The 17911-nt window shown below is 61.2% G+C and carries 13 protein-coding genes and 3 tRNA genes; 14 read left to right on the top strand and 2 right to left on the bottom strand.

The genetic code is table 11. The features are described from left to right. Nucleotides 1-150 precede the first annotated feature (150 nt). From B7Z66_10875 to B7Z66_10925, 11 genes are all read left to right on the top strand, one after another. Nucleotides 151-810, top strand: coding sequence for a hypothetical protein (locus tag B7Z66_10875; protein ID OYV75951.1), 660 nt, complete (start codon nucleotides 151-153; stop codon nucleotides 808-810). A 154-nt stretch (nucleotides 811-964) separates the two neighbouring features. Beyond that, nucleotides 965-1603, top strand: coding sequence for a hypothetical protein (locus B7Z66_10880; GenBank protein OYV75952.1), 639 nt, complete (start codon nucleotides 965-967; stop codon nucleotides 1601-1603). A gap of 166 nt (nucleotides 1604-1769) precedes the next feature. Next, nucleotides 1770-3203: a hypothetical protein gene (locus tag B7Z66_10885; protein OYV75953.1), complete on the top strand. Its 1434-nt coding sequence runs from the start codon at nucleotides 1770-1772 to the stop codon at nucleotides 3201-3203. 117 nt (nucleotides 3204-3320) lie between these two features. Further along, complete coding sequence (locus tag B7Z66_10890; GenBank protein ID OYV75954.1) at nucleotides 3321-5159, top strand: excinuclease ABC subunit C; 1839 nt, start codon at nucleotides 3321-3323, stop codon at nucleotides 5157-5159. Between the two features lie 5 nt (nucleotides 5160-5164). Next, a complete protein-coding gene (locus B7Z66_10895; GenBank protein ID OYV75955.1) occupies nucleotides 5165-5725 on the top strand; it encodes a CDP-diacylglycerol--glycerol-3-phosphate 3-phosphatidyltransferase in 561 nt (186 codons plus the stop codon). 217 nt (nucleotides 5726-5942) lie between these two features. Continuing rightward, nucleotides 5943-6018: transfer RNA gene (locus B7Z66_10900), tRNA-Gly, on the top strand. A gap of 731 nt (nucleotides 6019-6749) precedes the next feature. Beyond that, nucleotides 6750-6823 (top strand) — tRNA-Cys (locus B7Z66_10905). A gap of 61 nt (nucleotides 6824-6884) precedes the next feature. Further along, a tRNA-Leu gene (locus B7Z66_10910) sits at nucleotides 6885-6972 on the top strand. 275 nt (nucleotides 6973-7247) lie between these two features. After that, entirely contained in the window at nucleotides 7248-8252 is a 1005-nt protein-coding gene (locus tag B7Z66_10915) for a radical SAM protein (protein OYV75956.1), read from the top strand. Nucleotides 8253-8683: 431 nt separating this feature from the next. After that, nucleotides 8684-9817: a glycosyl transferase gene (locus B7Z66_10920; GenBank protein OYV75957.1), complete on the top strand. Its 1134-nt coding sequence runs from the start codon at nucleotides 8684-8686 to the stop codon at nucleotides 9815-9817. After that, nucleotides 9805-10635: a hypothetical protein gene (locus tag B7Z66_10925; GenBank protein ID OYV75958.1), complete on the top strand. Its 831-nt coding sequence runs from the start codon at nucleotides 9805-9807 to the stop codon at nucleotides 10633-10635. Before B7Z66_10920 ends, B7Z66_10925 begins: the two co-directional genes overlap by 13 nt. Before the next feature lie 48 nt (nucleotides 10636-10683). Here the strand turns inward: B7Z66_10925 and B7Z66_10930 are convergent, their stop codons facing one another. Beyond that, nucleotides 10684-12135: a hypothetical protein gene (locus B7Z66_10930; protein ID OYV75959.1), complete on the bottom strand. Its 1452-nt coding sequence runs from the start codon at nucleotides 12133-12135 to the stop codon at nucleotides 10684-10686. A gap of 117 nt (nucleotides 12136-12252) precedes the next feature. On the opposite strand from B7Z66_10930, the gene B7Z66_10935 reads away from it, so the two are divergent. The 3 genes from B7Z66_10935 to B7Z66_10945 all read left to right on the top strand — a co-directional run bounded on the left by B7Z66_10935 (nucleotide 12253) and on the right by B7Z66_10945 (nucleotide 16598). Continuing rightward, on the top strand, nucleotides 12253-13425 hold the full coding sequence (locus tag B7Z66_10935) for a hypothetical protein (GenBank protein ID OYV75960.1): 1173 nt from the start codon (nucleotides 12253-12255) through the stop codon (nucleotides 13423-13425). A gap of 196 nt (nucleotides 13426-13621) precedes the next feature. Further along, nucleotides 13622-14770 carry a glycosyl transferase gene (locus tag B7Z66_10940; protein OYV75961.1) on the top strand — a complete coding sequence of 383 codons (1149 nt, stop codon included), beginning with the start codon at nucleotides 13622-13624 and terminating at the stop codon, nucleotides 14768-14770. 802 nt (nucleotides 14771-15572) lie between these two features. Then, nucleotides 15573-16598, top strand: coding sequence for a hypothetical protein (locus tag B7Z66_10945; protein ID OYV75962.1), 1026 nt, complete (start codon nucleotides 15573-15575; stop codon nucleotides 16596-16598). Between the two features lie 39 nt (nucleotides 16599-16637). On the opposite strand, the gene B7Z66_10950 is transcribed toward B7Z66_10945, so the two are convergent. Next, on the bottom strand, nucleotides 16638-17888 hold the full coding sequence (locus B7Z66_10950) for a glycosyl transferase (GenBank protein OYV75963.1): 1251 nt from the start codon (nucleotides 17886-17888) through the stop codon (nucleotides 16638-16640). Nucleotides 17889-17911: the final 23 nt, after the last annotated feature.

Below are 17911 nucleotides of genomic sequence, written 5' to 3' on the forward strand. Positions count from 1 at the left end.
GGCTCCTCTCGGGCTTAGTGCCCCCCCAGGGGCGAACCGGTATGTCAGTAAAAGTCCTACAAAGAGGCCCCAAGAAATTGCACAATAGTGTCAGTTCAATGCCGATATGGCAGAGTAGTGACTGGGCAATTGGCAGGGCCGTGGCATGCCATGATTCGCGTACTCCTGATCGACAGTCAACGCCTGGTGCGGGCCGGGCTGCGCCGGATCCTGGGTGAGGGCCCGGGAATCCACGTAGTGGGGGAGGCGGACAACCCAGGCGATGCGCTGGCCTTGCTCGGGTGCGAGAACCCGGACGTGGTGCTCATGGATGTGCGGGTTCCCAGTCCCGGGGGCTTGGACGGCGTGCGTGCGTTGCTGGCTCAGGCCGCGGGCCTGAAACTCATCCTGTTGACGCCGCCGGGCGGCGAGTCCTATCCCAGTGCGCTGCTGGAAAGCGGCGCCACCGGGTTCCTGAGCAAAGGCTGCTCGGTGGAGGAGTTCATCACTGCGATCCACAAGGTTCACCACGGCGAGCGTTACGTGGGAGCCGACATCGCGCAGCAATTGGCCCATTCGCTGCTGCCGGGCGGTGAACGTTCACCATTCGAAGCGCTGTCGCGGCGCGAACTGGAGGTCATGTCCCTGCTGACCCAGGGATATACGGTGCAGACCATCGCCGAGCAGCTGGGTTTGAGCCCCAAGACCATTAACACCTACCGCTACCGGCTGTACGGCAAGCTGGGTATCGCCAACGACGTTGAATTGACTCGCGTGGCGATCCGTTATGGGTTGACCGATACCGCCGCCCTACCCCCCGCGGTGTTGTAACACGCCGGCATTCCATTCCCATGCCATGAACCCCCGGGCGCGCGTCGCCTGCGGGCGCGTTTTGTGACCGGGTCGGCGGCTTGGAATTGTAGCGCTAAAGAAACCGCGCGGTTTGCCGCTAAATTGTTTGGGTGCTCTTGCCTGGATTTTGGTGATGATCCGCGTCCTTTTGATCGACAACCATGTGCTGGTGCGCGACGGACTCCGCCGTTTGCTTGAAGACGGCCAGGAAGTCCGCGTGGCGGGGGCAGTGGAGGACTGCCGCGAGGCCGCGGCGCTGCTCGCGCGGCGCGTCGCCGACGTGGCTCTGTTCGCAGTCAACGCGCCTGATATCGGGATCGTGGACGGGATTGCACGTCTGCAGCGCCATTTCCCCGCCCTGAAACTGATACTGATTACGGAGCACGTCAACTTCATCATGCCCCATGGGTGGGCCAAACGTGCGGTGTCTGGTTTTCTCAGCAAGCAGGTATCTCTGGAAGAGCTGATCCAGGCCATCCGGCAGGTGGCCTCCGGGAAGCGGTACGTCAGTCAGGATACGGCTCATCATTGGGCCATGCGGCGCCTGAACGGGCATGGGCCCGCGCCGTTCGGCGATCTGTCGCATCGGGAAATGCAGGTGTTGCTCCTGGTGAGCCAGGGAAAATCAGTGGGCGAGATTTCCACCCGGTTGTGCCTGAGCCCGAAGACTGTCCATACCTATCGGCAACGGCTACGGGGCAAACTAGGGGTGCGATCCGAGGTGGAGATGGTGCGTCTGGCGCACCACCATGGGATGATCGTAGATGCCTGACCGGGGTCCCGGTTCCCACTGCAATGGCTTCCCGGGCAACGGTTTACTTCCCCCAGTGTTAACATGATGGCAAGCACAGGAACTCGGCCGTGGCCTGGGGGCCCGGATCTACCGGCCGCGGGCACCCCGATCCCGTCGCGGCGGCAAGCGAGAAGGAACTTCCATCATGAGCGAAAACCGCATCCGTGCGCCCGAACTACCGGATTCATTGGAGTGGCTGAACATTGATGGCCCCCTGCGCCTGTCCGAGCAACTCGGGAAGGTGGTATTGCTGGATTTCTGGACCTACTGTTGCATCAACTGCATGCATGTGCTTCCGGACCTGCGCTATCTCGAACAGAAATATCCCGATGCCCTGACCGTGATCGGCCTGCACTCGCCCAAGTTCCCACAGGAGCGGGTCGCGGCCCATGTGCGCAAGGCGATCAACCGGTACCACATACGACATCCGGTTGCCAATGACCCGAAGTTTCAGGTCTGGCGCCAATACGGGATCCGCGCTTGGCCCACGGTGATATTCATCGACCCGGAAGGCTACGTGGTGGGGGCGCTGCCCGGAGAAGGCCGCCGCCGTCAGTTGGATCAATTGATCCAACGGCACCTGAATCAAGCGGAGCGGCAGGGGCTGCGCCGCGCCCCGACCGTGACCCCGCGGCCTCATCCGGAACCCCGGGTGCCCCTGAGTTTTCCCGGTAAGGTCTGCGCGAGCTCCGATCGGGTCTACCTGAGCGACAGCGGCCACAACCGCATCCTGGAGTTGCGGCCCAATGGCACGGTGGTACGCGTGTTCGGATCCGGTTCCCTGGGGCTGGTGGATGGGCGACTCGAGGAATCGTCCTTCAACGACCCCCAAGGCTTGACGCGTGCCGATGAGTTTCTGTTCGTTGCGGATACCGGCAACCACGCCATCCGCAAGATCCATCTGTTGAGCGGCGAGGTGCAGACCATCGCCGGCAACGGGACCCTGGGGCGGCACGCCGGCGAGCGTTTCGACGATCCGCTCCAGGCACCCCTGAACTCGCCCTGGGACGTGGCCTATGACGACGGCGTGCTCTATATCGCCATGGCGGGGCAACACCAGATCTGGGCCATGGACCTGAAACGAAGCACTTTGGGCGTCCATACCGGCTCCGGCCGCGAGGATATCGTCGATGGGCCCTGCAAACTGGCCGCCATGGCCCAACCCTCGGGTCTCGCCCTCGCCGCTGGACGCCTGTATGTGGCCGACGCGGAGACCTCTTCGATCCGTGTAGTAGACCTGACGGCGGAGCGCCTCGACACGTTGGTGGGAATCGGCCTGTTCGAGTTCGGAGATCAGGATGGGATCGGGGTGGACGCGCGCCTCCAACACCCCTTAGGTGTGGCTTGGGATGCGGGGCGGGACGTCCTGTGGATCGCGGATTCATACAATAATAAAATAAAACGTTTAGATGTGACTACTCATTCTATTTCTACATTAAATTTGGACCATCCGCTGGAGGAACCCGGCGGAATCAGCAGCGCTGGTGACACCCTGTGGGTGGCCAACACCAATGCCCACACGCTGCTGCGGGTGGACCCGGTGCGGGGCCACGTCGAGGTGGTGGAGGTACCGGCTTAAGCCCCATCGTTATAGCGCAACCGGCTGCGGACAAGTGACCGGAAGCGGTAAGTACGGTGCACAGATCGCCTTCGTTGGCCGCAGGGGTGGAGGGAATCGATGCCGTATAATTGCCCCATGAAGGAACCCTGTATCTCCAACTCCTTTGACGCGCGGGGGTTCTTGCGCACCGTATCCCATCGGCCGGGCGTCTATCGGATGGTGGACAGTAGCGGTCAGGCGCTCTATGTAGGCAAGGCCCGGGACCTGCGCAAGCGTCTGGGGAATTATTTCCGCAGCGGCGGCAACAGCCACAAGACCCGAGCGATGATGGAGCAGATGCACCATGTGGAGGTCACGGTCACCCACACTGAGGCAGAGGCGCTGCTCCTCGAGTGCCACCTCATCAAAGACCTGCGGCCGCGCTACAACATCCTGCTGCGGGATGACAAAAGTTATCCATATATCCAGGTATCCATCGAGGACGAGTATCCACGGATGGCTTTCCACCGCGGCGCGAAACGGGCACGCGGGCGCTATTTCGGCCCCTACCCATCCGCTCACTCGGTGCGCGAGAGCCTGAATCTGCTCCAGAAGCTGTTTCAGATCCGCCCTTGCGAGGACAGCGTCTTCCGCAACCGGTCGCGCCCCTGTCTGCAACACCAGATCCACCGTTGTTCGGCGCCTTGTGTCGGCCGCATCACCCCGGAGCGCTACCGGGATGACGTGCAGCACGCGGTCTTGTTTCTGGAGGGGAAGGGCGACCAGGTGATCGACACCCTGGCGGAACGCATGGAGCAGGCGGCGGCCCAGCTGGACTACGAAACGGCGGCACGCCACCGCGACCAGATCGCGAGCCTGCGCCGGGTCCGCGAACGCCAGTACGTGAGCGGGGAGGGGGGGGACCTGGACATCGTGACCGCGGCGGTGCGCGGCGGTGCCGCCTGCGTGCAGGTGTTCTTCGTACGTGCCGGCCGCAACCTGGGCAACAAGGCCTTCCATCCCCGGATCCCCGCTGAAGCGGAACCGGCGGAGATTCTCGGGGCATTCCTCTCCCAGTATTACGTCGACCGGGAGGTGCCCACGGAGATCCTGGTGAATCACCCCCTGGATGATGCACCATTGCTGGAAACCGCGCTCGGCGCGCAAGCGGGTCACCGGGTGACCATCTCGCACCGGGTGCGCGGGGAACGGGCGCGCTGGCTGCGGATGGCCCAGACCAACGCCGAATGTGCCCTCGACGCGCAACTTGCAAGCCGCGCGGGCATGGCAGGGCGCATGCAGCACCTACGGGAAGTCCTGGAATTGGAGGAAGCTCCCACGCGGCTGGAGTGTTTCGATATCAGCCACACCATGGGCGAGGCGGCTACCGCTTCCTGCGTGGTGTTCAACCAGGAAGGCCCGGTGAAATCCGACTACCGGCGCTTCAATATCCAGGGCATCACCCCGGGGGACGACTACGAGGCCCTTCAGCAAGCGGTGACCCGCCGCTACACGCGGATTCAGCAAGGGGAAGGGCGCCTGCCAGAGGTGTTGTTCATCGACGGTGGCCGCGGTCAGGTCGCGCAGGCGCGGCGGGTGTTGGAGGAACTCCAGGTGGCCGGCGTCACCGTGGTGGGCGTGGCCAAGGGCCCGGCACGGCGGCCGGGGGCGGAAGTCCTGCACCGCGCGACCGGCGGGCGCCCCATACTGCTCGCGCCGGACTCACCGGCCCTGCACCTGATCCAGCAGATCCGGGACGAGGCCCATCGCTTCGCGATCACCGGCCACCGGCAACGCCGGGCCCGGGCCCGCAATACCTCCACCCTGGAGACGATCCCGGGCGTAGGACCGAAACGCCGTCAACGGCTGCTGCGCCAGTTCGGCGGCCTGCGGGAGCTGGCGCGGGCCGGCGTGGAGGATCTTGCTGGGGTAGAGGGCATCAGCCGCGAGCTGGCCCAGCGCATCTATGATTCGCTGCACGTCACCGATCGCTGAGGCCCATGATCTTCAGCATCCCCAATCTGCTCACTTGGTTACGCATCGTCCTGATTCCGGTGTTCGTGCTGGTCTTCTATCTGCCATTCACCTGGGCCCGGGCGGCTTGCGCGGTGTTGTTTGCCGTCGCCTCTATCACGGATTGGCTGGACGGCTACCTGGCGCGCCGCCTGGGACAGACCTCCAGCTTCGGGGCGTTTCTGGACCCGGTGGCGGACAAGCTGATGGTGGCGGTGGCGCTGGTCCTGCTGGTCCAGGGCGATCCACATCCGATGTTCGTATTGCCCGCGGTCATCATCATCGGCCGCGAAATCGCGATCTCTGCCCTGCGCGAGTGGATGGCCCACGTAGGTGAACGCACCCGGGTAGCGGTGACCGTGATCGGCAAGATCAAGACCACCGCGCAGATGGGTGCCCTGGTGCTGCTGCTGTACAAGGCTCCAGTGGGCGACTTTCCCACCTACGCGGTCGGCTTGATCCTGCTGTACACCGCAGCGGCCCTGACCTTATGGTCCATGTTTCTCTACCTGCGTTCCGCATGGCCTGCGATGAGCCGGCACGGTTAGCCGGCCGTTGACAAACCGCCGGCCGACGCGGAAGTGGCGGGATATCTCCGTTCCCGAATACACAGTGTTTGGAACATGGAGCAATCGGCAAACCCGCACTGCGGCGCCGCGAGGCGATGACGGGCCAGCGGTCGCCGTTTTCAACCGCATACCAGGGGCGCCGGCGCGGCGCGGTGCTTGACAGTAAAGGGCCCGCGGCTACAATGACAGACCGAGCGCGGGAATAGCTCAGTTGGTAGAGCACAACCTTGCCAAGGTTGGGGTCGCGAGTTCGAGTCTCGTTTCCCGCTCCACGTTCCTTTTTCTCCGGTTCCACCTGATGTACCCCCGCCTGGCGGGCGGGGCATGGTATACGTCGGTGTGTCGGAAAAATTTACACCGGCTTTCCCTGTCGCGTTTCAATTAACAGATTGAAATTACAGAAAATTATATATTCCGGTGGAATCGGTGCACTATGATCCGACATGTTGGGCTCATTATTTTGCGGAGTACACCCGGTATCCCTGGCGACGGGATTACTGATCACCGAGGGTACTTCGGCCCCTACGATTCCCAGCAATAGCCGCTCCGTGGCCAGCACCTCGCTCGGTAGCGGCGATGGGAGCTACACGACTGGTACTGTGTCTGCGTTGCCACCGATCGTCGTGACCATGGCCAGCTTTCCGAATCCGATCATGGCGCTGTCCAATCTGCTATCTGGGACCAAAAGCATCACCAATGCCGCCGGTGCGTTCGGCCAGCCGCCCCGAGCGGCTCAGTGGACCTATCTCGGGGCACACCCTGTCGGTGGACCTCAGCGGCGTGCGGCTTGCGGGTACTGCGATCACCTCGTATGGTTTTAATTAGGCTCGTCCCCGCCGGGCCCGGGCCGACTTCTGTGATCGTCTTGCCACGATTTGCGCGTCCGCCAACGCCCGGGCGCTAGGGTGTGGACCGCCGCGGAGCCTCTTGTTATTATCCTCGCCCCGTTGGTACCCTCGTTCCCGCTGGGTTTCGGTAGCCAACCGTGCGTCCGCATCCCTTCGGCTAGGTGGCAGAGTGGTCATGCAGCGGCCTGCAAAGCCGCGTACCTCGGTTCGATTCCGGGCCTAGCCTCCACACGTCCGGTGTTACCGGACGCTCACCTCCCATTGCGGTACAATCGACCCGGCGCACGCGTGCCCGGGTGGCGGAACAGGTAGACGCAGCGGACTTAAAATCCGCTGGCCATTGCGGCCGTGCCGGTTCAAATCCGGCCCTGGGCACCAGCACTTACAGGCGTTATCGTAAGTTGATTGATTAAATTTTCTCGGCCTTCACCGGGCCCCTGTCTCCGTCCGACCGAGGCGTATAGTCGACGTCTTCGTAGGGTTGGCGGCAATCTGCGCCAAGACACCGGACTGGCGGAACGGTACGGCGCTGAAGACTTGCGATGGGCGGCGGTGCCGCGGATAATGCGCGGGAATTTCGCGTCCCGATAGGAGCTTATGGATGTCGGGCCGATTCCCATCCTAGCGACGACTGATCCAAGTCCCTGGACCCCATGACCGACAATGCCTTCACGCGCCGCTTGAGTGGCCTGCGTTCCAGCGCCGGGTTTCTGACCCGCGCACTCACTTCCCGCTATAACCCGCTGCTGGCCCAGATGGTAGTCACGCGGCGCTGCAACCTCAGCTGCGGCTACTGTAACGAATACGACGACTATTCCCCACCGGTCCCACTGGCGACGCTGCTGGCCCAGGTGGACCATCTCGCGAAGCTGAAAACCGCGGCAATCACCTGTACCGGGGGTGAGCCGCTGCTGCACCCCGATCTCGAGGCGGTCATTCACGCAATCCGCGCGCGCGGGATGATCGTCACCATGATCACCAATGGGTTCCGGCTGAGCCGCAAACGCATCGAGCAGCTCAACGACGCGGGGCTACAGGGGATGCAGATCAGTATCGACAACCTGGAGCCGGACGAAGTGTCGATGAAGAGCCTGAAGTCCGTGGATCGCAAGCTTGAACTGCTGTCCCGGTACGCCAAGTTCAAGGTCAACGTGAATTCGGTCCTGGGCATCACGGACGAACGGACCCGCGACGTGGTGACGGTGGCCGAGACGGCGGTGAAATACGGGTTCTTCCATTCTGTTGGCGTATTGCACGACGACACTGGTACGCTGAAACCGCTGAGCCCGGTGCAGTCGACGGCCTACCGGAGGGTGACTTCCATCTCCCCGTCCTTCACGCACCATGTGAACTACTGGCTGTTTCAGCGCAACTTGATGCGCGGACGGCCGAATGACTGGAAGTGCCGGGCCGGGGCCCGTTACCTGTATATCTGCGAGCACGGGAAGGTCCATTGGTGTTCGCAGCGCCGCGGGTATCCGGGCACGCCGCTGCTCGAATACACCCGCGATGACATCAAGCGGGAATTCAAGACCCAAAAGGGCTGTAGTCCGGCATGCACCTTGAGCTGCGTGCACCAGATGAGCATGTTCGATCGCTGGCGCGGCGCTCAGACGATCCGCGATCCAGAACCTCGCATCCCGGTCAAGAGCGCCTAAACCGCGGAAACCCGAATTCGGCCGCCTGCCGTCGTCACACATCTGGGCGGCATTTAATGCAATCCAGTGACACGGCACAAGGAAGCTCTAGGAACCGTAGTCCCCGTCTATCGGCACCTGCCGTATGTAAATACGGTGTTTGCCGCCACAATCCTCGACTTTAGGTATCCGCGCATCTATGCTATTAAACGTTCGGGATTTTCCCCGATGATTGGTGCCCTCACTCGCTGTGCGCAGGGCGAGCGTAGCGCGCGGGTGCGCAGTCCCCGGTAGGCGTAGGGCCCCGGCGGGCAGCCAGGGCCAATTGCGAGTCCGAATCCCTGTGGGGCATGGATGTTCTGCAGGCATCACGCGGGCCGCGACACAGTCGTGCCTAGCCAAGAGTATCTATTTGTACCTCCTGAGTTGGGTATTCCCGGAGTTGTTTGGTCATGCGTGAAGTTGTGGTATACCGACACAATCTGTTCAGGATCTCCGAACCGTTTATTACCCAGCAAGCCGGGCGTTTGAGGCGGTTCAAGCCGCTCTACCTCGGACGTTTCCGGTACGGATCCGCCCCGCCGGGCACAGAGTCGTTGGCCTTGGAGGACCTGACGGGCTTAGGGCGCTTTCATCGTTTGGCACGCCAAGTGATCGCACGCGACCCACGCTCCTACCTGCGGTTGCTCAGCGGACGTCGCCCGGCATTGATCCACGCACACTTTGGGATCGAAGGCGTCTATGCGCTGCCCTTGGCCGAGCGCCTGGGCGTGCCGCTGGTCACGACATTCCACGGCTTCGACGCGACTCTGTCGTCCGCGGCCATGCTGTGCTCGCCCGCCTGGGCCAACTATCCCCTGTTCCGGAGGCGCTTGGCACGGCAGGGAGATCTCTTCCTGTGTGTGTCGTCGTTCATCCGCGATCGGGTGCTTGCCCAAGGCTTTCCGGAGGAGCGCACTCACGTTCACTATATCGGCATCGACACCGCGGCGATCCAGCCGCGTGAACCGGGCGGCGAACCCCTGACGATCTTGAACGTCGCGCGGCTAGTGCAGGTCAAAGGAACGGAGTACCTGATCCGTGCCTTCGCCAAGCTCGCGCCGCGTACCCCGCCCGCCGAGTTGGTAATCATCGGCGAGGGACCGCTCGAACGGCGGCTGCGAGCTCTCGCTCGGTCGCTGGGGGTAGGGGAGACGGTACGTTTTCTCGGCGCGCTTCCGCACGCCGAAGTCATGGCTTGGATGGGTAAGGCTGCCATATTCGTGTTGCCCAGTGTCCGTACCCGCACCGGGCGTACTGAGGGCGGTCCCATGGTGTTGTTGGAGGCGGCTGCCGCCGGCGTGCCCGCAGTGGGCACGCGTCACGGTGGGATTCCCGAGATCATTACCGACGGCCAGTCCGGCTACCTTGTAGCGGAGCGGGACAGCGACGAATTGGCAGCCCGCATGGGCGAGTTGCTCGCCCATGCCACGCAACGGGCCTGGATGGGCCGTCGCGCGCGCGAGTTGGTCGAGACGCGTTTTGACATACACAAGCAGACTGAAAGGCTCGAGGGCTTTTACGATAGGGTGCTATCGGGGCGGTGACAGACTCCAATGCATTCACCGATCGGTCGGCGATAGCCAACGACCCGGTTAAACAAGGGTTCACTGCAGTGGTCGTCGCTCACCCGGATGACGAGGCGCTGTGGCTGAGCTCGGCGATCGTCGGCGCCGATCGTGTCATCTTCTGCTACGGTGACCTATTCGAACGGCCTCGGGATTCCTCTGCGCGCCGTGCCGCCGTGACCGCCCTGCCATTGGGTCGGGTGCTGAGCCTGGACGTGCCCGAGAGCGGCGTCAAGACCGTCGTGGAGTGGGCCCGCCCGCGGCTTACCGAATCGGGCATCGCAATCGCGGATCCTGCCGCCCGTATTCGCTACGAGGCCAATTATTCGCGCCTTGAGTCAGTCCTGCGTCAAGTCCTTGCCGGGGCCGCCACGGTCTATACACACAACCCATGGGGCGAGTACGGGCACGCCGAGCACATTCAGGTTCATCGGGCGGTCGCATCATTGCAGCCGGAGCTTGGGTACGCCCTTTGGTTCTCGAATTATGTCAGCCGTAAGAGTTGGCCACTTGCGTGTAATCTCAGTGCGCAGGTGTCATGGACCAACCGGTGCTGCGTGGCGCCCGACCGTAACACCGCCCGGCGTCTCATGCGCTTCTACAGGCGCCACGGCGCCTGGACTTGGAATGCGACCCACCGCTGGCCAAAACGCGAAACCCTCTACGAAATCCACCCGCCCGGATCACCCCATCCCCAGTTCTCCATGGAGGGCGAGTGGGTGTTGGATGTGGAAAAGTTATGCTGGTGGCCACCGGTGCTGGGCCCTCGACACAGGCGCCTGCGGGCAGACGTATAAACAGCCGAATCGGTTCCCGGACGCTCGGCGGGTGGAATTGTGTGATGGTTAACCCGTACCGGCGGTGAGTTTGGCGATACGCCGGCGGGTGTAGAAAAACATGCCTGCATAAGTAAGGGCCAGCGCCGTCAATGTGACGGTTATTTGGAGATAGGGGTTGGGCCAGTTCGCCAGTAAGCGGATCATCTCGATTGCAGCTATCATGGCGGCGGTTGCCGTCACCGGGATCGCCATGGAACTCGCCAATTCGCGCATATTTAGCGCGTACGTATGCACGGCGAATCGGGCGCCCCAAACCAACAACAGGGGATAGATTGCCAGCCACACCAACGACATCGCTACAATGCCGTGCTGCGCCTGAAATATCATCCCGGCACCCAGCAAACCAACCGTCAGCATCAGCAGGGTCGACGCCGACATGCGCACGGCCATTCCCGGGCGTCCCGTTCCCAGCACCAGCGGATACAAGAGCTGATAGAGCGCGCGGAGCACGGCCGCGCCAGCGAGAATCTTTAGAGGTAATGCAGCAGCAGAGTAGCTGGCCCCATTGGCGTCGTGGATCAAAGCTGTCAGTTGATCTGCACTCAGGATTAAGGCGGCCATGAATGGACCGATAAGGGTCACGATCCGGCCGATGGCCCAGGTGAACGACTGTGCGACCTGTTCTTTGGCTACCGAGAATCTGGAAAAAACCGGCAGAGCAGTTCGGTTTACCAGATCCCCGATCGCGGCTGCAGGCTCCATGGTAATATCGAATGCTACGCGGTAAATTGCCAGCGGACCGGGGCCGTAAAACCAACCGACCAACAGATAGTCTACGTTGCGAAAGAGTTGCTGCATGGTTTCCGCGGCGGCGGCGCGGAAACCGAAGTGGATCAGCCCCGTGATCGCGCTCAGACGGAAACGCAGACGGGGGACGAAGGGGTTGGCGATTTGGACGCCGATCAATACATATAGGCCGTGGGCGGCGTAGCCAATGACAATGGCCCAGGCGCCACCGCCCATGGCCGCGACCGTAAGACGCGTCAGCGCGGCACCTAACGTGGCAGAGACATTCACGACGGCAATGCGCTCATATTTGAGTTCGCGGTTGAGCATCTGTAGCGGTACCAGCGCCGCTCCGACGAACAGCAATTTCGCGATCACTGCGACGAAGTAGTTGGCCAAGCCCGGGATGTGGTAGAGGTCTTGGATCAGGGGCGCCGCGAGCCATACTAGTGCGCCAGCGATCACGGCGACCCCAATGGAGAACCAGAAGACCGAGTCCAACTGTAGGCGCGAAATCGACTTAGCCTGCAAGATGGCGGCGCCGGTACCGAGGCCCTCGGTTGCTTCCACGACGAAGGCGATGGACCAAACGAGCGATCCGATACCCACTTGATCTTTTGTCAGAAACCACAGGACGGCCAGCGTCGTCCCAAAATCGATCAGTTTGGCAATGATCGTCGCACTGCCGAGCCAGTTGAAGCCGCGGCGCAAATTTTTATGGTGGTCATCCAAGTTTTTTCGTGCTTATGGCAGCGTATCGGGAACAAGCTCCGCATTCTACAATTATTGGGGTCGCAGGTGTGATCGCAATTATTGGGGTCGCAGGCGTGATCGAAACGGCGCGGTGATATTTTCACGGGGCCGCCTTGGTGCCCCCGCTCGTGGGTAGGTCGGTGTGTACGCCCTGCGGCCGCGTGCCATTACCCTTGCCAGCCGAAGTGCGCTAGCATACAAAATTGGCTCCGCTGCACCGTCGGCAATGCAGCAATATTGTCGTCGACGCCGCTCGACCACAACTACAGCGTAGGAGATGTATTGCCAGTGCCCGCCGCCATCCCCCCGCATGCACATTTTGTGTGGTTCGGTAAGAATTTTCCATGGTTGAACTGGCTGGCGGTTCGATCCGCCGCCGATCGCGGGGGCTATGACCGGGTCTTCCTGCATCACGCTGATGACCTGCGTGAGGCGGAACACTTTCGGGGGCTCGTCCATGATCCGAGGATCGAATGCGCCCGGTTCGATTACCATGAATTGTTAACGTCTGTGGAATCGATAGCTCCCGGCATTGTCGCCATGGCTGCGTCGTTGAAGGATCCGGCCATGAAGGCCGATCTCGTGCGCTTGGTGCTGCTGTGGCGCCGCGGCGGCGTCTACCTGGACATGGATACGGTGTCCATTGCGCCGCTGGACGATCTGCGGGCGGCGGGTGGGTTTTTCTGCGGTGCGGAACGGCTGGTGTGGCCATGGGCGGTTCACGGTAGCCGCAACCCGCTGCAGTTAGGGCTCGCCGTCGCACGCTCAGGTGTGCGAGACCTGTTGCGGCGCCACCCAAACGGTTGGCGCTATTTTCGGCGTATCGAGCATGCGTATCCGGTGGGTCCGTCCAATGCGGTGTTAGGCGCGGCGCCGGGACATCTGCTCCTGGTAGAGCTTATGAACGGCGCCGCTGGCTTGTCAACTAAGCGACTGACCGCCTCGCGCTGCGCCGCCGGGACTGATCTTTTGGAAGAAGTCTTGTCCCGGTATCGGGGCAACGATGTAAGGGTTCTACCGACGGAGTACTTCACCCCACTCGGCCCCGAGATCTCGGAACACTGGTTTCGGCTGCATCCGAGGCACAAGCCAGTACGTTCGGCGGAGCTCGTGGGACCAAACACGCGTATCGTGCACTGGTACGCATCGGTACGCGCGAAACACATCATCCCGATATTCAATGCCGCTTATGCAAGGGAAAACCGTGACCGGCAGTTACTGAGCGCCCTTTCGGCGCCATGGGTAGGCCCGGAGCACGGACGGGGATAAGCCGGCGGGCATGGACGATACACCGCTGCTCCAGTCCTCGACTTTGGGTATCCACGCATTTATGCTATCGTACATTCGAGCTGCTCCTCCTAGCCTCCCATGCCTAGCTTTCTCACTCCTAATGACGTGACGCGTCGCAGTGCAAAGATTGCGTCTTTGTGCCTGCCGAACCGAGTGCTCCAAGGGTTGCTCGAACATGCGTGAAGTTGTGGTGTACCGACACAACCTGTTCAGAATTTCTGAACCATTCATTGTACAACAGGCCGGGCGTTTGAGGCGGTTCAAGCCACTCTACCTTGGGCGCTTCCGGTATGGGTCCGTCCCATTGGGTGCGGAATCGTTGGCCCTGGAGGATCTGGCAGGCTTAGGACGTTTTCACCGCTTGGTATCCCAGGTGATTACACGGGACCCGCGTTCCTACTTGCGGCTGCTCGCCGGGCGTCGCCCGGCGCTGATCCACGCGCACTTCGGCGTGGAAGGCGTCTATGCGCTACGCTTGGCCAAGCGGCTGGGCGTGCCGCTGGTCACCACATTCCACGGCTTCGACGCGACGCTATCGACCGCGGCTATGTTGTGTTCGCCCGTCTGGGCCAACTATCCCCTGTTCCGGAAACGCTTGGCACGGCAGGGAGATCTGTTCCTGTGTGTATCGTCGTTCATCCGCGAACGGGTGCTTGCCCTAGGCTTCCCCGAGGAACGCACTCACGTCCACTACATCGGCGTCGATACGCGGGCGATCCGCAGTCGAGAGTCGGCCGCGGAGAATCCATGGATTCTCCATGTCGCCCGGCTGGTGGAAATGAAAGGGACAGAGTATCTGATCCGCGCTTTTTCCAAAGTGGCAAGTGACGTACCGAAGGCCAAGCTGATTATTATCGGTGACGGACCACGGAGGCGCCATTTGCAGCAGTTGGGACAGTCCATGGGGCTGGGTGGACAGATCCAGTTTTTAGGGGCGCAGCCCCACGCCGAAGTGATTAACTGGATGCACAAGGCTGCAATGTTGGTGCTACCGAGCGTACGCACGAGGACCGGGCGCACGGAGGGCCTGGGGATGGTCGTGTTGGAAGCCGCGGCCGCCGGGGTGCCGGCGATAGGTACTCGCCACGGCGGCATCCCCGAAGTCATCATCGACGGCGAGACCGGTTATCTCGTGCCTGAGCGCGACACCGACGAGTTAGCCGTGCGAATGACCGCATTGCTCATGGATCGTGACAAACAGCGGCGCATGGGGGGGCAGGCGCGAGCGCTGGTGGAGGCGCGCTTCGACATCGAGGATCGAACCGCTGCGCTTGAGTTGTTGTATGACGAGGTGCTGACGCATGATCAACGTCGAGGTCGTTGATCGCCTTCAACCTTCGGCTCGCTTTCCTGCCGGCACGCAGGGGGGCGGCAGTCGATATGGGATCTGCCTATGTGCACATAGCAGAAACTCAAAGTTTAATCCGCGTAATTCAAATTCTAACAGGTATTTTTAAATGGCACCGTTGCCAATCAAGCGGCTTTTAACCGTGATTGTGAACCATAATTGCAATGCAGGTGCAATTGCATTAAAGAAAAACCTTTCTCCCTTTTGCGACACCGTTCTGCTAGATAGTGGGTCGAAATTGACGGAAATGGAAATGCCGTCTTCAGATGTGATTATTGATGAGCCTGAGGCATTGTTCGACAGAATTCATAAGGTTTACGAAGCATTCATAGTAGGGGTCTATGCACCATCAGCAAAATATTCCACGCATCATCATATGAATAACTTGGGTAGTAATCGACTGAGGAAGGTGACCTTTGTTGAAGGTTTCTGTTTCGTAACACCATTAAGCTACCTTGAGGAAATTTGTCCGATAGATTTAGCCGTGAACAAAATTGGTCATGGCGTGGACATATACCTAGGCTTTCTCAGCATGGCCACTAGGCGATATGCGATGGTTGACGATGGGGTCACGGTAGACCATCCTCATGGGAGTGGCTATAGTGATCAGGATGCCAGGGCGCAGCGCGATGCGTGGTTTAGATTAAAAAAAAGCAAGGTAAGAATTTTTCACTATTTGGTTTCGAATAACTGGCTGAAGAATAATTTCGGGTTCCATTTTGTCAATTTCATAATGAAGCTTCTTTGAGAAGGATAAATTCGAGACTTCTCAATCGAATTGTTGTTGAAGATGGGAGACACGTTGACCGATAGTATTCCACCGATCGCGCACTTCGTCTGGTTCGGACGGAGTTTCCCTTGGTTGAATTGGCTGGCGGTTCGTTCGGCTGCCGACCGCGGGGGGTACGAGCAGGTCATCCTTCACCACGCCGACGATCTGAGCGGCGCGCAGTATTTTGTGGACCTGTTAAGGACCCCGCGGGTCAAATGCGTGCATCTGGATTACCTGGAGCTGGTCGATCGCGTGATAGGGGTCGCGCCGCGGATCGTAGAGGTGGCAAAGTGGGCCGCCGACCGCCCGGCCATGCAGTCCGACCTTGCGCGTATGGCACTGTTGTGGATCTATGGTGGTGTTTATTTGGATGTGGATACCGTTACGGTAGCGCCACTGGACGCGCTACGAGCGGCCGGTGGCGTTTTCTGCGGAAGGGAGCGGCTGGTCTGGCCAGGAGTGGTCCGCGCGAGCCGTAATCCCCTGGTTTTTGGGGCAGCCGTGCTGCGCTCTGTCACCCGAGACCTGCTACGCCGTCATCCGCGCGGGTGGCGGCACTTTCGGCGTATCGAGCATTGGTTTCCCACGGCTGCGAATGGTGCGGTGTTGGGCGCTGCGCCTGGGCACCCGTTTCTTGCCGAATTACTCGGTCGCGCTGGGGCCTTGCGCCCTGAGGATCTGGTCCGCTCGCGTAATGCACTCGGCCCGGAACTCCTGCAGGATGCCTTGCGCGGTGCCGGGGCTGCGGCTGCGACAGACATCAGGGTCCTGCCCCCAGAGGTTTTCTTTCCCCTAGGGCCGGAAATCTCGGAACACTGGTTCCGGGTGCATCCACCCGGTAAGCGGCCACGTCTTGAGGAAGTGCTCTATCCCGACACACGCGTCGTGCATTGGTATGGGTCCGTGCGCGCACGGGAGATTATGCGGGTGTTCGACGCGCGCTATGTTCGGGCACATCGGGATCGGCAGTTATTGGCCGAACTGGCTGCGCCGTGGGCCAATCCGGGTGGCGAGGACAGCGCACCCGCGTGAACTGCCTGCCGGTTCCGGACGCCGTGGACCATAGGCCCATCATTTCCCTGCAGGGGGTTTATTTTCGGGCGGCTCGGAGTCGGACGGCAGGATCCATGATCGTCGCAATACCAAGTTGGCAAACCAACGCGCGGATCGGCGGACCCGGTCTCGGAACGAATGGCTCTGCCGCGCCAGAGCAAGCCGCGGTTCGATGATCTCCCGGACCCGTTTCGCGCGGGCCTCCCAAGTGAAGCCGCGCGCGTCGCGCAATGCAGTGGCGGCCAAGGTTTCACGCAGTACCGAATCTCCGGCCAGCGTTTGGATTCCAGCAACAAGGGATTCCGTACTGTCGCTCCGGCACAGAAATGCATTGCGGCCGTGGCTGAGCACTTCTTTGAGATCCGGGGTGTCTCCGGCGAGGATCGGGCGCCCGGTCCCCATATATAGGAATGTCTTGAGGGGCAGGACCGTTACTCCAAATTGTCCGAGTGGTTTCGCGCTCGGAGGGATCAGCAGGATATCCGCAGCGTACAAAAATTTCGGCAACTCCGTATCGGATTGCCAGGGGAAAATCCGTACATTCGGGACGTCGCGCGCGGATTGCTCGATTGGACCGTTACCATAAGAGCCGACGAGGACAAAAATGATTTCGGGCAGGCGGCGTGCCGCGGCGATCACGATTTCGATGCCCTTGCGCTCGTTGATCCGGCCGGTGTACATGACCGAAATACGTTCCGGAGGGATGCCGATGGCTCGTTTGGCAGCGCTTGCTTCCACCGGAGTACCTAGTCTCGTCGGGTCATAGCCGTTATGGACACATAGGATCCGACTTTCAGGGACACCCAGGCGTAGATAGCTGAGCCTTGTGTATTCCGAGTGGCAGATGTGGGCCAGTAAACGTCGATGGCAGAGAATACGGAAAATCCACCCTTGCAGCGGTGGAATTTGGTCTGCCCAGGGGCGATAGTGATCAAAGACGACGCGTTGCCCGAACGCCAGCGCCCACCGGGCGACCCAGAGGTTGCGGGTATAGACGAGGTCGGCCTGCCAGTAGGCGCGATGGCACGCAAGCGTCATGGCGCAGCAGAGGTGCCGTAGAACCGCGGGCCGGGTTGGGGCCAGAGCACGGACGACGTCGATTCCTGTCCCCACGACCGTTCCGACACGATTGGTGCGTCGCGGGAGAGGAACGTGTAGCCAGCATGGCTGGTCGGACAGCGACGCGAGGGCTTTTGCGGTGTTGATGAAGACCTCGGCATCGGCTTCCGGGCTGGGAAGCGGATTTTCGAACGTAAAAAAGATCTTCAAATCGGTTTCCCTTCGTGCAGGCA

The organism is Chromatiales bacterium 21-64-14, from assembly GCA_002255365.1.
Taxonomy (GTDB): domain Bacteria; phylum Pseudomonadota; class Gammaproteobacteria; order 21-64-14; family 21-64-14; genus 21-64-14.